The sequence below is a fragment of the Pigmentiphaga sp. H8 genome (assembly GCF_003854895.1).
Taxonomy (GTDB): Bacteria; Pseudomonadota; Gammaproteobacteria; order Burkholderiales; family Burkholderiaceae_B; genus Pigmentiphaga.
This window is the reverse complement of the sequence record NZ_CP033966.1, coordinates 441,167-459,209: the sequence shown is the minus strand read 5'-3', so window position 1 is coordinate 459,209 and position 18,043 is coordinate 441,167. Positions and strand designations below refer to the sequence as shown.

The following is an 18,043-nucleotide window of genomic DNA, read 5'->3' as shown; positions in this document are numbered from 1 at the left end:
AAGCGATGCAACTGGTTGGCGAACAGCTGGTGCCGGCGGACCAGCAGACGACGTGGGAAGCGCTGAACGATCCCGAGGTGCTGCGGCAATGCATCCCGGGCTGCGATGCCATCACCGAAGACGGCGAGCATGCCTATCGGGTCGACATGAGCGTGCGCATCGGCCCCGTCAGCGCGAAGTTCAAGGGCAAGCTGCGGCTGCTGGACATCCAGGCCCCGTCCTCCTACAGCCTGGAGTTCGAGGGCCAGGGCGGCGCCGCCGGATTCGGCAAGGGCACGGCCGCCGTCCGGCTCGAACCCGAAGCCGATGCCACGCGCCTGGCCTACACCGTCGAGGCCTCGATCGGCGGCAAGCTGGCGCAGGTGGGCGCGCGGCTGATCGAGGCCGCGGCGCGCAAGCTGTCCGATGATTTCTTCGGCAAGTTCAACACGCTCATGCAGCAAGGTGCCGGCGACGCGGCAGCGGTCGAACCCGGCGGGGACTCCGTCCCTCGCTGGAAGCGGCTGTTCAGGAAAGAGGGAACGCCGTCGTAGGCAAGCGAAGAAGCGCCGGGGCGTGGGCCACCCGCCCCGGGCGCGCCCTGATTCACTCCGCCTTGATACCCGCGGTCTTGGCCGCCGCGCCATAGCTCGCCACGTCCCGTTTGATCAGGTCGGCCGACCGCGCCGAATCCAGGAAGAACACGTCCAGGCCCGCCCCCGACAGCTTGGCGCGGATCTCCGGCGATTCCAGCGCCTGCCGGACGTCGCTTTCGATCTTGGCCACGACTTCCTTGGGCGTCCCCCCGGGCGCGGCCAGGCCATAGTAGTTCTCGACCGAGAAGTTCTTCAGCGCGGGAATCCCGGATTCCGCCACGGTGGGAATGTCCTTGGCCGACTCCGAACGCTTGGCCGACGTGACCGCGATGGGCACCAGCTTGCCGCTCTTGATGAAGGGCAGGACCGTGGGCATGGTCGCCACGACCGTGTCGACGTGTCCCGCGACCGCATCCACCACGGCCGGGCTGCAACCCCGATGCGGCACGTGCACGGCCTTGGTGTGGGTCTCGACCTTGATCAGCTCCATCGCGAAGTGGTGGGCCGTGGCCGCGCCGCAGGTCAGGTAGTTCATCTCGCCCTTTTCCCGCTCCATCTTCGCCAGCAGCTCCGGCATGGTCTTGACCTTGGCCTTGGGATTGACGGCTATCACGATGGCCGACGACGTCATCATGCCGGCGAAGGCGAAGTCCTTGGTGATGTCGAACTCGGTCTCGGTGTAGAGCACGCGATTGATCGCGTGCGTGTTGCTGACCAGCAGCAGGGTGTGGCCGTCCGGCGGGGACCGGTAGACATTCAGCGCCCCGATGTTGCCGCCCGCGCCGATCACGTTCTCGACCACCACGGCGTGGGGCTTCCATTTCTCCGCCAGCTTCTCGGCCATGATGCGCGCGGTCTGGTCCGCCGCGCCGCCGGGTGTGAAGCCGACCACGATGCGCACCGCCTTGGTCGGAAACCTCACGTCGGCATGGCCCTGCTGCGAAGCCGCCATGGATAGCGCCGCGACGACGCCTGCGCACACGCGCATCTTGTTCAACCTAGACATTGTTCAACCCCTTCCCAGGAAGTAAGAACTGCTTGGATCGATGAAGGTGCCGGCGGGATGCCGGCGGTGTGGCAAGGCGTCAGCCCGCCGCCTGCTCGTGCGCGGCGATCTGCCGGACGAGTTCGACCGGCTCCACGGGCACCCGTGATACCCGGATCCTGAAATCCGCCAACGCGTCGTCGATGGCCGAGGCGATGGCCGAGGTGACGGGTATCGTCCCGGCCTCGCCCACGCCTTTCACGCCCAGCGGATTGCTGGGCGCCGGAGACTCGGTGAACGAGATCTCCAGGGGCGGCACTTCGGTGGCGGTCGTCAGCAGGTAGTCCGCGAAAGTCGTGCTGATGGGCTGCGCCTGATCGTCGTAGCGCATGCACTCGAACAAGGCGTTGCCGATCCCGTGCACGATGCCGCCGTGAATCTGTCCTTCGGCGGTCATGGGGTTGATCAGCGTGCCGCTGTCGTGGGTCGCGACATAGCGCAGGACGCGCACCTCGCCGGTCACGATGTCCACCTCGACCTCGCAGGCGTGGAAGCCATGCGCGTAGGCCATGTCGGTGGGCTCCCAATGGATGGTGGCCTCGAGGCCCGCGCCCACCCCGGGCGGCAGATCGTAGCCGGGTATGCCCCGCAGCAGGCGCGCGATCTCGCTGTAGGTCACCGCTCGGCCGGGATCGTCGATCACGCGGACCGTTCCGTCGCGCAGGCAGACCGCCTGCTCGTCCACCTTCAACATATAGGCGCCGACCTTGCGCAGCTTGGCCGCTACGGCCACGGCGGCGTAATGCACGGACGAGCCGGCCGTCACGGTCTGCCGGCTGGCGAACCCGCCCACGCCCATCGACGTGTGGGCGGTGTCGCCCGATATCACCTGCACCGTCTCGACCGGAACGCACAATTGCTCGGCGGCGACCTGGGCCATGGCGGTGTTCAGGCCCTGTCCCATCGCCATCGCGCCGGTAGCCACGGTGACGTGCCCGTTCGACGACACGCGTACGCTGCCGGACTCGAACGGGCCGCGTCCCGTCCCCTTGACCGCGTGCGCGAAGCCCAGGCCGATGTAGCGTCCGTCGCGCCGCGCCGCCTGTCGCCGCGCCTCGAAGCCGGCATAGCCGATCCGCTCCAGCACGCGGCGCTGGGCATCCAGGTAGTCTCCGCTGTCGAGCACGATGGGCCGGCCCGACCGGGCGGTCAGCGGCTTGACGTAGGGCATCTTCTCCGCCGGCACCAGATTGCGCGCGCGCACCACGGCGCGGTCCTCGCCCAGCTCGAAGGCGATCCGGTCCAGCAGCCGCTCCATGACGAAGGTGCCCTGCGGATACCCCGCGCCCCGGACCGGGATCACGTAGATCTTGTTGGTCTGCACCACCGTGACCCGCATCTCGTAGGCGGGAATGGCGTAGGGGCCGGTCACCGCCGTGCTGGAGTTGTAGGCGCAGTTCACGCCCTGGGGCGTATAGGCGCCCTGGTCGTGCAGCATGGTCCCGCGTATGCCCCGGACCACGCCCTGGTCGTCGCAGGCCACCTCGACGTCCCAGAGCTGGTCGCGCTCCTGGATGGCGCCCAGGAAGTGCTCCATGCGGTCCTCGATCCACTTGACCGCGCGCTTGTGGTGCCAGGCAACGGCGGCCACCGCCAGTTCCTCGGGATAGACCACGAACTTGCAGCCGAACCCGCCGCCCACGTCGGGCGCCACCACCCGGACCAGCGAGTCGGGCAGGCCCAGCGCCTTGGCGACGGTGAAGGCCAGTTCGTGCGGCATCTGGGTCGAAGCCCAGATCATCAGCGCGCCCTGGTGCTTGTCGTACTGCGCCACCATGCCCCGGCACTCCATGGGATGGGCGCCGCCGCGATGCTGGGAAATCGTCTCGCGGAAAACATGCGGCGCATCCTGGAACGCCGCGTCGCACTCGCCATAGCCCACGCGGAATTCCCTCAGCACGTTGCCGGGCGCCTCGCGCCGCACCTTGGGCGCGTCGGGCTCCAGCGCGGCGTGCACGTCGGAGACGGCCGGCAGCGGATCGTAGTCCACCATCACCAGCGCCGCGCCGTCCTCCGCGATATAGCGGGAAGTCGCCAGCACCATGGCCACCGCCTCGCCCACGAAGCACACTTCCTCGGGACACAGCACGTAGGGTGTGATGTCGGAGGGCAGGTCGCTGGTCGGCCAGCCCAGCGGCATGCGCAGGGCCTCGAGGTAGGTCGCCATCTGGCGCGCGTCGATGACCGCGACCACGCCCGGGACCTCCAGGGCGGCCGAACCGTCCACGCCGCGGATCAGCGCATGAGCGTAGGGGCTGCGGACGAAGGCGACGTGCAGGGCGTCGGCCAGGTCGATGTCGGCCACGTAGCGGCCCGCCCCCGTCAGCAGGCGGACGTCCTCGGCGCGCAGCGCGCGCTTGCCGATAGGCGAGGTCGAGATCCGGTCACGCGCGTTCATGGACGGCCCTCCTGCTTTCCAGGGTGCGCATGGCGGCGGCCACGATGTTCTGGTATCCGGTACAGCGGCAGATGTGTCCGGACAGGGCCAGCCTGACGTCGTCCTCGGTCGCCTCGGGCATGTCGCGCAGCAATTCGGTCAGGGTCATCAGGATGCCCGGTGTACAGAAGCCGCACTGCAATCCATGCAGCTCCCGGAATGCCTGCTGCAGATCGTTGAGTTCGCCATTGCCGGCCAGCGATTCGACCGTATGGATCTCGTACCGCTGCGCCTGCGCCGCCAGCATCAGGCAGCTGCGCGCGGTGGCCCCGTTCACGTGCACCGTGCAGGCGCCACAGACACCGTGCTCACAGCCCAGGTGGGTGCCGGTCAGCCCCAGGTCGTTGCGCAGGCAATCGCCCAGGGTCGTGCGCGGTTCGACGCTGACCGCATGCCGGGTGCCGTTGACGCACAGGGATATCTTCGCCAGCTCGCCGACTTCGAGTTTCTTCATGATGTGTGTTCCTGGGAAAGAACGCCGGCGCGTTCGAGCGCCTTGAACAGCGCGCGTTCGAGCAGGCGCTGGGCGAGCCGTTGGCGGTACCACGCGGGATAGGTCGGATCGCCGACCGCCTCGCACCGGGCGGCCTGCGCGCAGGCTTCGCGCACCACCTCCCGGGTGGGGGCATTCCCCTGTAGCAGGCGCTCGGCCGCCTCGACGCGGAACGGCACCGACGCCACGCCCCCCAGGGTCAGCGAGCAACGTTCGACCGCGCCGCCCGCATCCAGCAGGACCAGCGCGGCGGCCGACACGATGGCGAAATCGCCGTGCCTGCGGCCGTACTCCACGAACGCATGGCCGGCGCGCGCGGGCCAGGGCGTGAAACGGACGGCAGCCAGGATTTCATCGGGCTCCAGGCACGAGGTCATCAGGTCCACGGCGAACTCCCGCATGGACACCACCCGCTCGCCGCGCACGCTGCGCAGGGAAAGCCGGGCGTCCATGGCGATCGCGACCGTCGGCTGCTCGGCGGAGGGGTCCAGGTGGCAGACGCTGCCGCCCAGCGTGCCACGGTTGCGCGTCTGCCTGTGCCCCACGTTCAGGATGGCCTCCTTGAGCAGGGGCAGGCGCTCGGCCACCAGGGGCGAGAACTCGATGTCGCACTGGCGGGTCATCGCGCCGATGACGATGTCGTCGCCGTCCTCGCGCAGGCCCGCCAGTTCGGCGATGCCGTTCAGATCGATGACATCGTCGGGAAACGCCAGCCGCAGGTTGAGCATGGGCATCAGGGACTGGCCGCCCGCGATCACGCGGGCATTGTCGCGGCTCGCCAGCAGCTCCAGCGCCTCGGACAGCGACTCCGGCAGGTGCAGGGAAAAGGGAGACGGTTTCATGGCGTCCCGCCTCAGATCCGGGTCAGGTCGAGCGTGGAGGGCGAGAACAGTTCCTCGGGCGCCACCTGGCGCGCCGACAGTCCCTGCTGGTGGTGATAGCGCACGAAGGTCTCCAGCACGTGGCGATTGGCTTCGAATCCATAGCTCCAGTAGTCGTCGCCCATGTCGCGCCTGGCCTGTTCATAGGCCGCGACGCCCCAGGGCAGGCTGTGATAGAGGTGGCCGATCTGCCCCATCTCGGTGAAGGCCAGGTCCTTGGCACGGGTGAACGCCTTGAGCACGTTGACCGCCAGCCACGGATGCTGCTCTGCCAGTTCCTTGCGGATGCCGATGGCATGCATGGTCGGAAAGATGCGCGTGCGCCGGAAGTAGTCCGCCTCCACGCTCGGATAGTCCGGGAACATGCGGGCGACGTCCGGTTCGCCCCGCAGGAAACAGGATGGCGCCCGCGCGCTGATGACGGCATCCAGTTCGCCGTCGGCCAGCATGCCGCTCAGCGTCTTGTCGCCGGCGATCTGTTCCAGCTCGATGCCAGGCGGCAGCTTGATGGGCGCGCGCTCCTCGCGCCCCGCCTGCTCGACGCCGCCGCGCCGCCACCGCACCGAGGCGGGGTCCAGGCCGTAGTCGTCCTGCAGGATGCCGCGTATCCACACGTTGGCCGTGATCTGGTATTCGGGCAGCCCCACCTTCTTGCCCGCCAGGTCCGACGGGGACCGGATGCCCCGGTCGGTGCGGATGTAGATGCCGGAGTGGCGGAACAGCCGCGAGACGAAGGCGGGGATCGCGACATACGCGTTCTGGCCGCGCGAGGTCATCATCGTATGGCTGCTGAGCGAGATCTCGCAGATGTCGAACTCCGCGTACTTGAAGGCGCGGTGGAACGACTCCTCGGGCTCGAGCTGCGACGTGATCAGGTCCACGCCTTCGATCCCGGCCCGGCCGTCCATCAGCGCGGACGTCCGGTCGTAGTTCGCACAACTCATGCTCAATTGCAGGCTTTTCATAGGATGGCGTCGAGATCATGGGTGCGCGGCAACGGGGACGGCAGGTGTCCGCGCGGATTAAAAATTGACTAAACAGTCAACATCTTATATCCGTCGACAAGGTATATCAAAGAATTTTTTTGGATCAAGCTGACTGAACAGTCAACGCACCACGCCCCAAACAGGGGCGTGCTCAGGCCGGCCGGGCCTGCGCCATCACCCAGTCCCGGAAGTCGCAAACGTGCGCATCGTTCTGCAGGCGTTCGGGGTAGACCAGATAGAAAGCCGAGTCCAGCACGAGCCGGCCCGCGAAGGGGGCGACCAGCCGGCCTGCGGCCAGGTCATCGGCCACCAGCGCATGCTGCCCCATCGCGACGCCCATGCCTTGCAGCGCCGCCTGGTAGGCCAGCGTGACGTTCTCGAAGGTCAGTCCATGCGCGGGATCGACCCCTTCCACGCCGTGGGCGTCCAGCCACCGCCCCCAGTAGTCGGGCCGGGCCGACGATTGCAGCAAGGTATGGCGCGCCAGATCCGCGGGCTCGCGCAAGGGCACGGGGCCGGCAAGCAAAGCCGGACTGCACACCGGCAGCAGTTCGATGTCCACCAGCCGGTGGGCGATCACGCCCGGCCAGTCGCCATGGCCGATGCAGATGGCGACGTCGGCATCGCTGAGGTTGTCCAGTTGCTTGAGCGAGGTGGTGAACACGGCATCGCGGTCCGGATGCCGCGCGTGGAACTCGGCCATGCGCGGCAGCAGCCAGCGCATGGCGAACGTCATCTGGCACCACACGTGCAGCGGCTTGTCCCGGTTCCGGCCCAGGGCCTTGGTGGTTGCCTGCGAGATCCGCTCGAAGGCCCCGCTCAGGTCGTCGCGGTACTCTCTGCCCGCCGGCGTCAGGCGCACCTCGCCGCTGGCCCGCTCGAACAGCCGCATGCCCAGGAACTCCTCCAGCACGCGTATCTGCCGGCTGACCGCGCCCGTGGTCACGTGCAGCTCGCGGGCGGTCTGCGTGAAACTCAAGGTATGCGACGCGGACTCGAACACCCGCAAGGGGTTCAGGGGCGGCAGCTTCATCCGGGAGGTGTTGATGAAAAGTAAACCGGATTGACTATATATCGATTGCCTGCCAGCGGCCAGGCCCGCACGATTCAGGTCTGACGAACCGGAGGCATTTCCGCATGAAAACCATCTTGCTCGCAGGCTTCGGAGCCATGGGGCAGTCGATTTTTGATCAACTGAAGGACGACCCGCGCATCGGCCGGTGGCTGGTGCTGGAACGGGCGGAGCGGGCCGACGATGCGCGCCGCAAGCTGGGCGGGCATGGCCAGGTCGCGCAGTCGGTCGACGGGCTGGAAACCCGCCCCGACTTCGCCGTCGAATGCGCCGGCCACGAAGTGCTGGGCACCCTGGTGCCCCAGCTTCTGGAACAGGGCATCGACACCATCGTCGCGTCGGTGGGCGCGCTGGCGCTGCCCGGCATGATCGAGCGGCTGGACGCGGCCTGCCAGGCGGGCCGGTCGCAACTGACGCTGGTGCCAGGCGCGCTGGCCGGCGTCGATGCGCTGGCCGCCGCGCGCGACAGCGGCCTGGCGTCGGTGGACTACACCGGACGCAAGCCGCCCGGCAGCTGGCGCGGTACGGCGGCCGCCCGATTGTGCGACCTGGACCATCTGGCCCAAGCCACGGTGTTCTTCGAAGGCACCGCGCGCGAAGCCGCCTCTGCCTTCCCCCAGAACGCCAACGTCGCCGCCATGGTCGGGCTGGCCGGCATGGGGCTGGACCACACCCGGGTCCGCCTGATCGCCGACCCCGCCGCCGGCGGCAATACGCACACCATTTCGGCGCGCGGCGCCTTTGGCAGGATGGAAGTCATGGTCGAGGCCGCGGCCTTCGCCGCCAACCCCAAGACCTCGGCGCTGGCCGGCATGTCCATCGTGCGTGCCGTGCGCAACCGCCTGAACGCCATCGTGATCTGAACGCCCATCGTTGTGTTGCAAGGACCCCGCATGTTCAAGAAGCTCATCCCCTGCCTGGCCGCGCTGGGCGCCTTCGCCGGCTCCGCGACGGCCGCCGCGCCCTTCCCCGCCGGGCCCATCACCATCGTCGTGCCGAACGCGGCCGGCGGCCTGGCCGACAACATCGCGCGCCCGCTGGCCGATGCCCTGGGCCAGGAATTGAAGCAGTCCGTCATCGTCGAGAACAAGGGCGGCGCCGGCGGCGTCGTGGGCACGGGCATGGTCGCGCGTGCCAAGCCCGACGGCTACACGCTACTGCTGACGCTGTCGTCCATATCCGGGCTGCCCGAGGCCGATCGCCTGCTCGGCCGCAAGCCGGCCTTTCAGCTGGACCAGTTCGTGCCCATTGCGCGCATCACCGCCGATCCCAACCTGCTGGTGGTCCGGGCAGACGCGCCGTGGAAATCGGTGGCTGAACTGGTCGCGGACGCCAAGAAAAACCCGCAGGCGTTGAACTACGGGTCATCGGGCGTGTACGGCGCCATGCACATTCCCATGGAAATGCTGAAGGCCGCATCGGGCGCCCCCATCACCCACGTGCCGTTCTCGGGCGGCGGTCCGGCCCTGGTATCGCTGCTGGCCGGCCAGATCCAGCTGGCGGCCAGCGGACCCGCCAACGCCAGCACCTTCGTCAAATCAGGCAAGATGCGGCCCCTGGCCCACTGGGGCACCCGGCCGCTGGCCTCGATGCCCGGTGTCCCCAGCCTGAAGTCGCTGGGCTACGATGTCGAGTTCACGCAATGGTCTGCCCTGATCGCCCCCGCCGCCACACCCAAGCCCGTCATCGACGCGCTGCGCGGGGCGGTGCGCAAGGTCACCGCGCAGCAGGGACTGCAGCAGGTCTTCGTCAACCTGGGCAGCCCCCTCGACTATATGGACGCGCCCGAATTCGCGCCCTACTGGAAGGCCGACGCCGAACGCGTGCAGGCTGCCGTTCGCCGCATCGGCAAGGTGGACTGACATGTCGAACCCGCCCGAAATCCCGCCGTCCCTGCGCCAGGCCATGGCGGACCTCGGCCCGCGCTGGGGCACCAGCGTGCAGGCCCACGTCCGCCAGATGGTCCTGGGATTCTCCGAGGTCCTTCGCGACGCCCCCAAACTGGCCACGGTCACGCGCGACGTCCCGTACGGAGCCGATCCGCGCCAATGCCTGGACGTCTTCCAGCCGCAGGGCCCGGCGGCCGCGCGCCGGCCGGTGCTGATGTTCGTGCACGGGGGCGCTTTCGTCGAAGGCGAGAAGGACCGTACGGCGGAGATCTACAGCAACGTGCTGTGGTACTTCGCCCGGCACGGCATCATCGGGGTCAACGTCGAATTCCGCCTGGCGCCGGCCCATCCCTATCCCAGCGGCACGCAGGACATCGCCGCCGCGGTGGCCTGGGTGCGCGCCCACGCCGACGAGCTGGGCGCCGATCCCGGCCGCATCTTCCTGATGGGGCATTCGGCCGGCGGCACGCATGCCGCGCACTACGCCTACGATGCCCGCTTCCATCCGCCCGAAGGCCACGGCCTGGCCGGCCTGGTGGTGGTGTCCGGCCGCGTGCGGGCCGAGAACTCGGCGGAAAACCCCAACGCCAGCCGGGTGGAGGCCTACTACGGCACCTCGCCGGCCACGATGGAGGACGGCTCGCCGGTCAACCACGTCACGGCGCAGGCGCTGCCCACGATGATCGCGGTCGCCGAGTACGAGAACCCGCTGATCGACGTGCACTGCGTGGAGCTGCTGGCCGCGCTGACCCGCGTCCGGCGCCGCGCGCCGCGCTTCGTCTGGATGGCGGGCCACAACCATACGTCCATCGTGGCGCATTTCAATACCGCCGAGGACGAGCTGGGCCGGCAGATCCTGGCGTTCATGGAGCGGCCGGCCTAGAACACCCCCGGGAATGATCCGCCGTCTATCAGGATGTTCTGTCCGGTGATGTATCCCGCATAGGCGCTGCACAGATACGCGCACAGGGCGCCTATTTCCTCGGGCCGGCCGAACCGCTTCGCCGGGTGAGCCGCCAGGCGCAGGCGCAAGGCCTCCTCGAGGGATTGGCCGCGCCCGGCTGCGATCGCCGAGAAGTTGTGGACCAGCCTCGGGGTGTCGAACGTGCCGGGCAGGATGTTGTTCATCGTGACTCCGCTCCCTACCGTGCTGCGAGCCAGGCCGGCGACGAAACCGGTCAGGCCCGAGCGGGCGCCGTTGGACAGGCCGATCGAGGGAATCGGCTCCTTCACGGCGCTGGACGTGATGTTGACGACGCGCCCGAACCCGCGCGCCATCATCCCGTCCACCGTCGCCTTGATCAACTCGATGGGCGCCAGCATGTTGGCATCGATGGCACGTAGCCAATCGTCCCGCGTCCAGTCACGAAAGTCGCCGGAAGGCGGCCCGCCGGCATTGGTGACCAGGATGTCGAAGTCGGTGCCGTGCCTGAACACCGCCTGCCGGCCCTCGTCCGTCGCGACGTCGGCGGCGACCACGGTCGCCGTTCCCCGTCCAAGCGCATTCAACGCCGCAGCCGCCTCGCGCAGGCGAGCCTCCCCGCGGGCCACCATGACCACGTCCGCGCCTTCTCTTACCAGCGCCGTGGCGCATGCCAGGCCCAGCCCCGAACTGGCGCCGCCAACCAAGGCCCGTCGGCCTTCGATACCCAGATCCATGTGGAAACCTTCCGATTATGGGCGCCGCCGTCCCGGAGGAGGGGCGGCGCATGGTCAATTCGCCCAGGCGATGGGGGACTCGTTCAACCCCCAGTACAAGCTCTTCTGATTGGTGTATTGCAGGATGCCGAGCCGCCCCTTCTCCTGGCCGTAGCCGCTCATCTTCACGCCCGAGAACGGTGTGCTGATGGAGAACACCTTGTAGGTGTTGATCCAGACCGTACCCGTCTGCAATCGGGCGCCCAACCGCCACGCGCTTCGGAAGTCGCGTGTCCAGACACCGGCCGCCAGCCCGTAAGGGTTGTCGTTGCACCGGGCGACCAGGTCCTCTTCATCCGACCAGGAAAGCAGCGCCAGCACCGGACCGAAGATTTCCTCGCGGCACAAGCGGGCATCGTTGGGCACCCCTTCGATGACCGTGGGCAGGTAATAGCTGCCGCGCACGAACGGCTCGCCTGCGGGACGCGCCCCGCCCGCCAGGAGTTGCCCGCCATCCGCCAACCCCTCCAGCACGTAGCGCTCTACCGTCTCCCGATGGGAAAGGCTGACCAACGGCCCCACCTGCGTGCTTTCCAACGCCGGATCGCCCACCCTCAGCCGGCGGACGCCTTCCAGCAGCCGCGACTTGAAGGCGTCGTAGACGCTCTCGTGCACGAAGGCGCGCGAGCCGGCGATGCATGCCTGGCCGGACGAACTGAATATTCCATAGAGCACGCCTGCGACCGCATGGTCCAGATCGGCGTCCGGCATGACGATCGTCGGCGACTTGCCCCCCAGCTCCAACGAGGTCGGCATGAGCTTCTCGGCGGCCAGGCGCTGTATTCCCAGGCCCACGCGGGTGCCACCCGTGAAGGCGATGCGCTTGACCAGCGGATGGCGCACCAGCGCGTCGCCCACGATGGCGCCGCGCCCCGGCAGCACGCTGACGATGCCGGCGGGGATGCCTGCCTGCTCGCATATCCTGGCCAGCTCGATGGCGCTGCGGGGTGTGATCTCGGCGGGCTTGAGCACCACCGCGCAGCCGGCCGCCAGCGCCGGGGCGAGCTTCTGCGCTTCGCTGGCAATGGGCGAGTTCCACGGCGTGATCGCTCCGACCACGCCCAGCGGCTCGTGCAGGCTCATGGTCAGGTAGTCCCCGCGGGCCGGCGTGATGGTCTCTTCCCAAGTCTCGGCGGCGGCGCCAAAGAACTGAAAGGTTCCCGCGGCGCTGGCCACCAGCGCGCGGCACTCCTGGATGGGCTTGCCATTGTCCAGCCGCTGCAGGTGCGCAAGCTCTTCGGCGCGCTCTCTGATGCCGTTCGCCACTCGGTACAGGAACGCTGCGCGCTCATGGTGCCTGAGCCCGGCCCAGGACGGCCGCAGGCGCGCCTGCTCGGCGGCCTGGACCGCCTCGTCCACGTCGGTCTCGGTCGCCGCATGCAGACGCGATACCACTCGCTGGTCATGGGGATACTCGGTGGCGTACTCCGGCCCGGATCCGTCGCGCCAGCGACCGCCGATCAAGGCTTGAAGGCGGAAAATGGCCGTGCTCATGTGCGCGCCTCCTCTTGTTCTTCCGGCCGGGTCTCGGGTCGTCCCGGCGGTCCGGCGAACTTTCCGGCGAACGGCCCCCAGGCGGCCATGTCCACCTCGACCACGAAAGGCCCCGGCGTCGCCAGGGCCTGCTCCAATGCCTGCGCGGCGGCGGCGGGACCATCGAGCCGGACGTGCGGCACCCCCATGCTGCCGCACAGTTGGCCGAAATCCGGCGTGTGCAGGTCGACATAGCAATGACGGCCGCCGTAGATGTCGTCCTGGATGTTCCTGATGACCCCGTAGCGGCGATCGTTCATCACGAGGAAGGCGACATCCGCGCGCTCCTGCGCCGCGCAGGCCAGTTCGCCCACGTTCAGCATGAATCCCCCGTCTCCGCACAGCGCGAGCGTCTTGCGCCGCAACCCGAAGACCTCGCTGGCGATGGCGGTGCCTATCCCCATCGCGAGGCCCTGCCCTATCCCACCGCCCAGGGCATGGACGCCTGCGCGCGGGTGATCCAGCGCCGGAGCGCGATTGCCCCACATGCTGTTGGACAGCGTGATGTCACGCACCCACCACAGGCCTCCGCGCGCGGCCTCCTCCACCGCTCGCTTGAGGGAAACGTAGGGACCCAGCGCCCCCTCCACGGCGGCCTCCGCCGCCTCGCGCGTCCGCCGCACATCCCCCGCCAGCGCCGGATCGATGCGCATGCGCCCCTCCAGCCGGTCTGCCAGCGCATCGAGGGCCAGGCCCGCATCGCCGAGCACGAAGTCCTCGCTGGCGTAGCCCCGGTTGTCGGCCAGGGGATCGGCATCGATGCGGTAGCGGGTCGCCGGCAACCTGAGCTGGTAATTGAGCGTCTCGTTGCTGCGCAGCCGCGATCCGACGACCACCATGGCGTCCAGCGTCTGGTAGAACGCCTCGGTGGGCGCTTGCAGGTTGTACGCGCCCAGCGAAAGCGGGTGGTCCTCGGCCACGACACCCCGGCCCTGCACGGACGTCACGACGGCAAAGCCCATCCCGGCCAGCCGCGCCGCCGCGGCCGCGGCGCCACGGGCCCCGCCCCCTAGCCACAACAGGGGCCGGCGCGCCCCTGCCAGGCGCTCCGCCAACCGGTCCAATGCCGCCGCATCCGGAACCACGGCCTCCACTGCCAGCGGCGAAAGGTCCGCCGGCAGGTCCACCATCGCCTTCTGCACGTCGATCGGAATTTCCACGCTGACGGGACCGCATGGCGCGGTACGCGCCAGCCGCGCGGCCTTCCTCAGCGTCGCCAGGGCCGTTTCCGGATTGCGGATGCGCAAGGCATCCTTGCCCACTGATTTCAACATGGCCAATTGAGCCGGATGCTCGTGGATATAGCCCAGGTCCCGGTCCAGGAACGGCGATTCGATCTGCCCGGTCAGGTGCAGCAGGGGCGTCCCGGCGGTGAAGGCCTCCACCATCGCGCCCGCCGCGTTGCCGCAGCCCGTGCCGGTGCTCGTGACGCACACGCCCAGCGATCCGCTGACCCGGGCAAGCGCATCCGCCATGTTGCAGGCGCCGGCCTCGCCGCGGGCCGAAACGAACCGGATCTTGCCGCGCCGGTGAATGGCGTCGAGCATGGGCATGTTGTGTATGGAAATCACCCCGAAGGCCGCGCGTACGCCGCAAGCCTCCAGGAAACGCGCGGCGAGTTCGCCCACGGTAACGCGAGTACGAGTCATGGTTCTGTCAAGGGGAAAGTCACGTCGGCCGGGACGCCCGGTCGTCGACGAGATAGGTTTCGGCCAGCGCGGTCCAGAAGCGGATGCCGTGCGGAAGATTGTCATCGTTGAAGTCGTACTGGGGCGTATGGAGTCCTGCCGCCCCGCTGCCGCAGCCGTTGCCCAGCCGGATCATGGCTCCGGGGACCTGTTCCAGCATGTAGGCGAAGTCCTCGCTTCCCATCGACCGCCTGGCGCCGCGAACGACCCGGCTCTCGCCGAACAGCCGCCCGGCCACCGACGCGCCCAGGGCCGAGGCGTCGGCATCGTTCCGGACCACGGGATAGCCATGGACGTAGCGGACTTCCGCCTCGGCGCCATAGGCCTGCGCCGTGGCATTCACCAATCCCAGGACCCGTTCCTTGATCAGGCTGCGGATCGCTGGGTCGAACGAACGGATGCTCAGGCCGAGCTGCGCGGCCTCGGGAATGACGTTCAGGGCCTCGCCCGCGTTGAACCGGCTGACGGTCACGACCGCGGCCTCCTCCGGATCGAGATTGCGCGCCACCACCGACTGGAGGTTCATCACGATCGAAGAGGCCGCCAGGATGGGGTCGACGCTTTGATGCGGCCTTGCGGCATGCCCCCCCTTGCCTCGTATCGTCACGAATACGCGGTCGCCGGCGGCCAGGAATCCGCCATCGCGAAAAAGGAAGACGCCGCTCTCGGCCCCGGGCAGGTTGTGGATGGCGTAGATGCGATCGCAGGGAAAGCGCTCGAACAGGCCGTCGCCAAGCATGGCGGCGGCACCGCTGTCGAAGCCTCGCTCCTCGGCCGGCTGGAAGATCAGGTTCAGCACGCCGGAGAAGCGCCGCGTTTCGGCCAGCCGGCGTGCGGCCCCGAGCAGCATGGCGGTGTGGCCGTCATGGCCGCAGGCATGCATCACGCCCGGCCTGCCGCTCGCATAGTCGAGCCCCGTCGCCTCGGTGATCGGCAGCGCGTCCATGTCGGCCCGCAGCCCCAGCGCACGCGTCCCGCCGCCATGACGGAGCCTGCCGACAACCCCGGTTCCGCCCACGCCACGGGCCACTTCGTAGCCCCACTCCTCCAGTTTCCCCGCCACGAGGTCGGCGGTCGCGAATTCCTCGAAAGCCAGCTCCGGATGGTGATGCAGATGCCTGCGCAACGCCCGCGCTTCGTCTACGGCGGCATCGAATGCCGGACCCTCGTCCATCACGGCGTTGATATCTTGCACGTCGATCATGTCGCTCATAGGCTTGCCCGTTGCTTGGCGGACTCATGCCACGGCACGAGGATCTTGCGCAGCGATCCCACGGAGAAATAGAGAAGAAACCCGATCGTCGCCAGCAGCAGGACAACGGCGAACAGCGTGTCGACCTGCATCTCCTGGAGCTTGACGGTGGCGAGATAGCCCAGCCCGCGGGAGCCGGCCACGAACTCGGAGACCACCGCGCCGATGATGGACAGCACGATCGCCATTTCCATGCCGGTCAGGATGAAAGGCAGCGACGAAGGGATGACCAGCAGCCGGAACCGCTTGCGCACCAGCGCCTTGCCTACCGTGAACACCTCCGACAACCCGCTATCCACCGACTTCGCGCCCAGGTAGCTGTTGGAGAAGACGGGGAAGAAACCCATGACGGCCGAGATCACGATCTTCGATTCGATGCCGAAGCCGAACCACAGGATGAACAGCGGGATCAACGCCACCTTGGGGGTCAGTTGCAGGCCCACGATGAAAGGCTTGAAGATGGTGTCGAGTATCGCCACCCGGCCCAGCACCTGGCCCAGGACGGACCCCAGCACAACCGCGATGCAGAACCCGCCCAGGCATTCGAAAAGCGTCGTGCGCATGTGCATGTAGGTATCCGGCTGTTGCAGCAGGACGATCAGCGCGGTCAGGACAGCCTCGGGAGGCGGCAGCACCAGCGGCGACACCTCGAACAGCACGACGTACGATTTCCAGATGGCAAGGAAGACGATGATCGACGCCGCCTGTATCAGTGTTTTCTTCACGGTTCATATCTCCAGGAGACGGCGCAATTGATCGCACAGCTGCACGTAGCGCGGGTTGGAACGCTCGCGTACATGGGGCCGGGGCAGATCCACGGTGATTTCCGCCGTGACACGGCCCGGCCTGGGAGAAAGAACCAGTACGCGATCGGCCAGCTGTACCGCTTCGTCGATCGAATGCGTGATCAGGAAGGCCGTGAACCGGCGCTCCAGCCAGATGCGTTCGGCGTCGGCGATGATCTTTTCCCGCGTCAGCGCGTCCAGCGCCCCGAAGGGCTCGTCCAGCAGCAGCAACTCGGGCTCCGCGTACATCGCCCGTGCGAACGAGGTGCGTTGGCGCATGCCTCCGGACAACTCCGACGGCATGCGTTTCTCGAAGCCGTTCAATCCCACCAGCGCGCACAGGTCGCGCGCACGCTCCCTGCTGGCCTTGGAGAACTTCGCCGTCATATGGTCCGCGAGCGCGATGTTGTCCTCGACCGTCATCCAGGGAAGCAGGCGATGCTCCTGGAATGCCACGCCGAAGTCGACGGCGCCGCCGCCGCTGTAGCGGATGCGGCCCTGGGTGGGCTGCTCCAGGCCGCACAACAGCCGCAGCAAGGTGGACTTGCCGCATCCCGAGGGGCCGATGACCGCCACGAACTCGCCCTTCCCTATGGACTGACTGATCCCCTGCAGCGCGACGGTTTCCCCCGAGCCCGTATGGAAGGACTTGTGGACGTCCTCGAATGTGACCAGGGCCTGGCCCGATGTGCCGGTGCTCACTTTGCCGCCTTGTTCCAGATGTCGTTGGTGTACATGTTCCGGGAAGATGCCTTGATGACCCCGGCGCTTTCCAGCAGGCGGCGGCCCTCTTCCCACTGCCGCTCGTCGTTGCGGACGACCTTGTCCACGCCATGCGTGGTCCAGAGCGGCCGGGTGGCCTTGACGTCCTGGAGCGCCACGTCGAGCTTGTCCAGCCCCGGTACGTCGTACTTCGCCCGGATGCGGACCAGCGCCTCGGTCAACGCCTTGTCGTCCATGGCGACCAGTTCGCGGGCGGCCTGCATGACGCTGCGGGTGAAGGCGATGTACGGCGCCGGCGTCCGGTTCAGGTTTTCCTCGCGCGCCACGTACACGTTTCCGGGAACGTCATCGTCGATGTCCATCACATGGATGGGCATGCGCTCGGCCTGCATGCGGGCCACCGCGCTGGTGTTGGCGAAGAAGCCGTGCAGCCTGCCCGCCTCGATCAGCCCGAAGGTGGCCGGACTGTAGGCGACCTTCTCCCTGCGGACACTGGCGGGCGCGACGCGGGCCTTTGCCAGCATCAGGTTCAGGCTGACTTCGGCGGTACCGCCGAACGAAGGCAGCCCGATCACTTTCCCCTCCAGGTCCTCGGCCCGGCGCAACGGCGCCTTGGCCGCGGAAACCAGCAGGAAGGGCGACGTCTGCGCGATCGTCCCGAAAGCGATGACGTCCGAATTGGCCGCCGCCCGGGCCGCCATGTAGGCATCGCCGCCGGCCCGCCCGATGTGGATCTGGTTGCCCGCCACCAACTGGATGGCCTGGGCGCCGCCGCGGCCCACCTCGAGGCGCACCCGTACGCCGTTGCGCTCGTATATGCCGGCCACGTCCGCATAGAATTCGGGCGCGTATGCGAGCGACAGCGTACTGGGCGTCATATAGGTAAGTTCCGCGCCCGGTTGCTGCCCGAATACGGGAGCAGCCAGCAGGGAGGCCCCTGCCATGCCCAATCCCGCCTGCATGAAAGTTCTGCGATCCACAATGAT

At 68.1% G+C, this 18,043-nt stretch carries 17 protein-coding genes; 4 read left to right on the top strand and 13 right to left on the bottom strand.

The genetic code is table 11. The features are described 5' to 3' along the window. Positions 1-5: 5 nt before the first annotated feature. Positions 6-533, top strand: a complete 528-nt coding sequence (locus tag EGT29_RS02215; protein WP_124687497.1) for a CoxG family protein — start codon at positions 6-8, stop codon at positions 531-533. Between the two features lie 52 nt (positions 534-585). Here the strand turns inward: EGT29_RS02215 and EGT29_RS02210 are convergent, their stop codons facing one another. The 6 genes from EGT29_RS02210 to gcvA form a co-directional block, all read right to left on the bottom strand. Then, on the bottom strand, positions 586-1,581 hold the full coding sequence (locus EGT29_RS02210) for a tripartite tricarboxylate transporter substrate binding protein (RefSeq protein WP_124687496.1): 996 nt from the start codon (positions 1,579-1,581) through the stop codon (positions 586-588). Positions 1,582-1,660: 79 nt separating this feature from the next. Next, a complete protein-coding gene (locus EGT29_RS02205; RefSeq protein WP_124687495.1) occupies positions 1,661-4,018 on the bottom strand; it encodes a xanthine dehydrogenase family protein molybdopterin-binding subunit in 2,358 nt (785 codons plus the stop codon). Continuing rightward, positions 4,005-4,511: a (2Fe-2S)-binding protein gene (locus EGT29_RS02200; RefSeq protein WP_124687494.1), complete on the bottom strand. Its 507-nt coding sequence runs from the start codon at positions 4,509-4,511 to the stop codon at positions 4,005-4,007. The genes EGT29_RS02205 and EGT29_RS02200 overlap by 14 nt, the downstream gene beginning before the upstream one ends. After that, positions 4,508-5,392: a xanthine dehydrogenase family protein subunit M gene (locus EGT29_RS02195; RefSeq protein ID WP_124687493.1), complete on the bottom strand. Its 885-nt coding sequence runs from the start codon at positions 5,390-5,392 to the stop codon at positions 4,508-4,510. Before EGT29_RS02195 ends, EGT29_RS02200 begins: the two co-directional genes overlap by 4 nt. 11 nt (positions 5,393-5,403) lie before the next feature. Beyond that, positions 5,404-6,396: an ABC transporter substrate-binding protein gene (locus EGT29_RS02190; RefSeq protein ID WP_124687492.1), complete on the bottom strand. Its 993-nt coding sequence runs from the start codon at positions 6,394-6,396 to the stop codon at positions 5,404-5,406. A gap of 172 nt (positions 6,397-6,568) precedes the next feature. After that, positions 6,569-7,450, bottom strand: a complete 882-nt coding sequence (gene gcvA / locus EGT29_RS02185) for a transcriptional regulator GcvA (protein WP_124687491.1) — start codon at positions 7,448-7,450, stop codon at positions 6,569-6,571. 104 nt (positions 7,451-7,554) lie between these two features. Here gcvA and EGT29_RS02180 point away from each other — a divergent pair, with 104 nt between their 5' ends. Genes EGT29_RS02180 through EGT29_RS02170 form a run of 3 tightly spaced genes read left to right on the top strand, consistent with a single transcriptional unit; the run spans position 7,555 to position 10,261 of the window. Continuing rightward, a complete protein-coding gene (locus EGT29_RS02180; protein WP_124687490.1) occupies positions 7,555-8,352 on the top strand; it encodes an aspartate dehydrogenase in 798 nt (265 codons plus the stop codon). A 30-nt stretch (positions 8,353-8,382) separates the two neighbouring features. Then, the gene (locus EGT29_RS02175; RefSeq protein ID WP_124687489.1) at positions 8,383-9,351 is read left to right on the top strand and encodes a tripartite tricarboxylate transporter substrate binding protein; all 969 of its coding nucleotides are present in this window, start codon (positions 8,383-8,385) and stop codon (positions 9,349-9,351) included. A 1-nt stretch (position 9,352) separates the two neighbouring features. Continuing rightward, positions 9,353-10,261 carry an alpha/beta hydrolase gene (locus EGT29_RS02170; RefSeq protein WP_124687488.1) on the top strand — a complete coding sequence of 303 codons (909 nt, stop codon included), beginning with the start codon at positions 9,353-9,355 and terminating at the stop codon, positions 10,259-10,261. Here EGT29_RS02170 and EGT29_RS02165 read toward each other — a convergent pair. The 7 genes from EGT29_RS02165 to EGT29_RS02135 are packed head-to-tail and all read right to left on the bottom strand — an operon-like array spanning position 10,258 to position 18,001. Next, a complete protein-coding gene (locus EGT29_RS02165) occupies positions 10,258-11,037 on the bottom strand; it encodes an SDR family oxidoreductase (RefSeq protein ID WP_124687487.1) in 780 nt (259 codons plus the stop codon). The two genes, EGT29_RS02170 and EGT29_RS02165, sit on opposite strands and share 4 nt — an antisense overlap. A gap of 54 nt (positions 11,038-11,091) precedes the next feature. Then, positions 11,092-12,570 (bottom strand): aldehyde dehydrogenase, encoded by a 1,479-nt coding sequence (locus EGT29_RS02160; RefSeq protein WP_124687486.1) that lies wholly within the window; start codon positions 12,568-12,570, stop codon positions 11,092-11,094. After that, on the bottom strand, positions 12,567-14,258 hold the full coding sequence (locus tag EGT29_RS02155; protein WP_124687485.1) for a thiamine pyrophosphate-binding protein: 1,692 nt from the start codon (positions 14,256-14,258) through the stop codon (positions 12,567-12,569). The genes EGT29_RS02160 and EGT29_RS02155 overlap by 4 nt, the downstream gene beginning before the upstream one ends. Before the next feature lie 19 nt (positions 14,259-14,277). After that, the gene (locus EGT29_RS02150; protein ID WP_124692185.1) at positions 14,278-15,471 is read right to left on the bottom strand and encodes a M20 aminoacylase family protein; all 1,194 of its coding nucleotides are present in this window, start codon (positions 15,469-15,471) and stop codon (positions 14,278-14,280) included. Between the two features lie 35 nt (positions 15,472-15,506). After that, complete coding sequence (locus EGT29_RS02145) at positions 15,507-16,274, bottom strand: ABC transporter permease (protein WP_124687484.1); 768 nt, start codon at positions 16,272-16,274, stop codon at positions 15,507-15,509. 3 nt (positions 16,275-16,277) lie between these two features. Continuing rightward, positions 16,278-17,036, bottom strand: a complete 759-nt coding sequence (locus EGT29_RS02140; protein WP_202865580.1) for an ABC transporter ATP-binding protein — start codon at positions 17,034-17,036, stop codon at positions 16,278-16,280. Continuing rightward, the gene (locus tag EGT29_RS02135; RefSeq protein WP_161567664.1) at positions 17,033-18,001 is read right to left on the bottom strand and encodes an ABC transporter substrate-binding protein; all 969 of its coding nucleotides are present in this window, start codon (positions 17,999-18,001) and stop codon (positions 17,033-17,035) included. Before EGT29_RS02135 ends, EGT29_RS02140 begins: the two co-directional genes overlap by 4 nt. Positions 18,002-18,043 lie beyond the last annotated feature (42 nt).

Excerpts from the sequence above, each read along its gene's own strand:
- EGT29_RS02215 (WP_124687497.1), top strand. The coding sequence starts at position 6 with ATGCAACTGGTTGGCGAACAGCTGGTGCCGGCGGACCAGCAGACGACG.
- EGT29_RS02210 (WP_124687496.1), bottom strand. The coding sequence starts at position 1,581 with ATGTCTAGGTTGAACAAGATGCGCGTGTGCGCAGGCGTCGTCGCGGCG.
- EGT29_RS02205 (WP_124687495.1), bottom strand. The coding sequence starts at position 4,018 with ATGAACGCGCGTGACCGGATCTCGACCTCGCCTATCGGCAAGCGCGCG.
- EGT29_RS02200 (WP_124687494.1), bottom strand. The coding sequence starts at position 4,511 with ATGAAGAAACTCGAAGTCGGCGAGCTGGCGAAGATATCCCTGTGCGTC.
- EGT29_RS02195 (WP_124687493.1), bottom strand. The coding sequence starts at position 5,392 with ATGAAACCGTCTCCCTTTTCCCTGCACCTGCCGGAGTCGCTGTCCGAG.
- EGT29_RS02190 (WP_124687492.1), bottom strand. The coding sequence starts at position 6,396 with ATGAAAAGCCTGCAATTGAGCATGAGTTGTGCGAACTACGACCGGACG.
- gcvA (WP_124687491.1), bottom strand. The coding sequence starts at position 7,450 with ATGAAGCTGCCGCCCCTGAACCCCTTGCGGGTGTTCGAGTCCGCGTCG.
- EGT29_RS02180 (WP_124687490.1), top strand. The coding sequence starts at position 7,555 with ATGAAAACCATCTTGCTCGCAGGCTTCGGAGCCATGGGGCAGTCGATT.
- EGT29_RS02175 (WP_124687489.1), top strand. The coding sequence starts at position 8,383 with ATGTTCAAGAAGCTCATCCCCTGCCTGGCCGCGCTGGGCGCCTTCGCC.
- EGT29_RS02170 (WP_124687488.1), top strand. The coding sequence starts at position 9,353 with ATGTCGAACCCGCCCGAAATCCCGCCGTCCCTGCGCCAGGCCATGGCG.
- EGT29_RS02165 (WP_124687487.1), bottom strand. The coding sequence starts at position 11,037 with ATGGATCTGGGTATCGAAGGCCGACGGGCCTTGGTTGGCGGCGCCAGT.
- EGT29_RS02160 (WP_124687486.1), bottom strand. The coding sequence starts at position 12,570 with ATGAGCACGGCCATTTTCCGCCTTCAAGCCTTGATCGGCGGTCGCTGG.
- EGT29_RS02155 (WP_124687485.1), bottom strand. The coding sequence starts at position 14,258 with ATGACTCGTACTCGCGTTACCGTGGGCGAACTCGCCGCGCGTTTCCTG.
- EGT29_RS02150 (WP_124692185.1), bottom strand. The coding sequence starts at position 15,471 with ATGGACGAGGGTCCGGCATTCGATGCCGCCGTAGACGAAGCGCGGGCG.
- EGT29_RS02135 (WP_161567664.1), bottom strand. The coding sequence starts at position 18,001 with ATGGCAGGGGCCTCCCTGCTGGCTGCTCCCGTATTCGGGCAGCAACCG.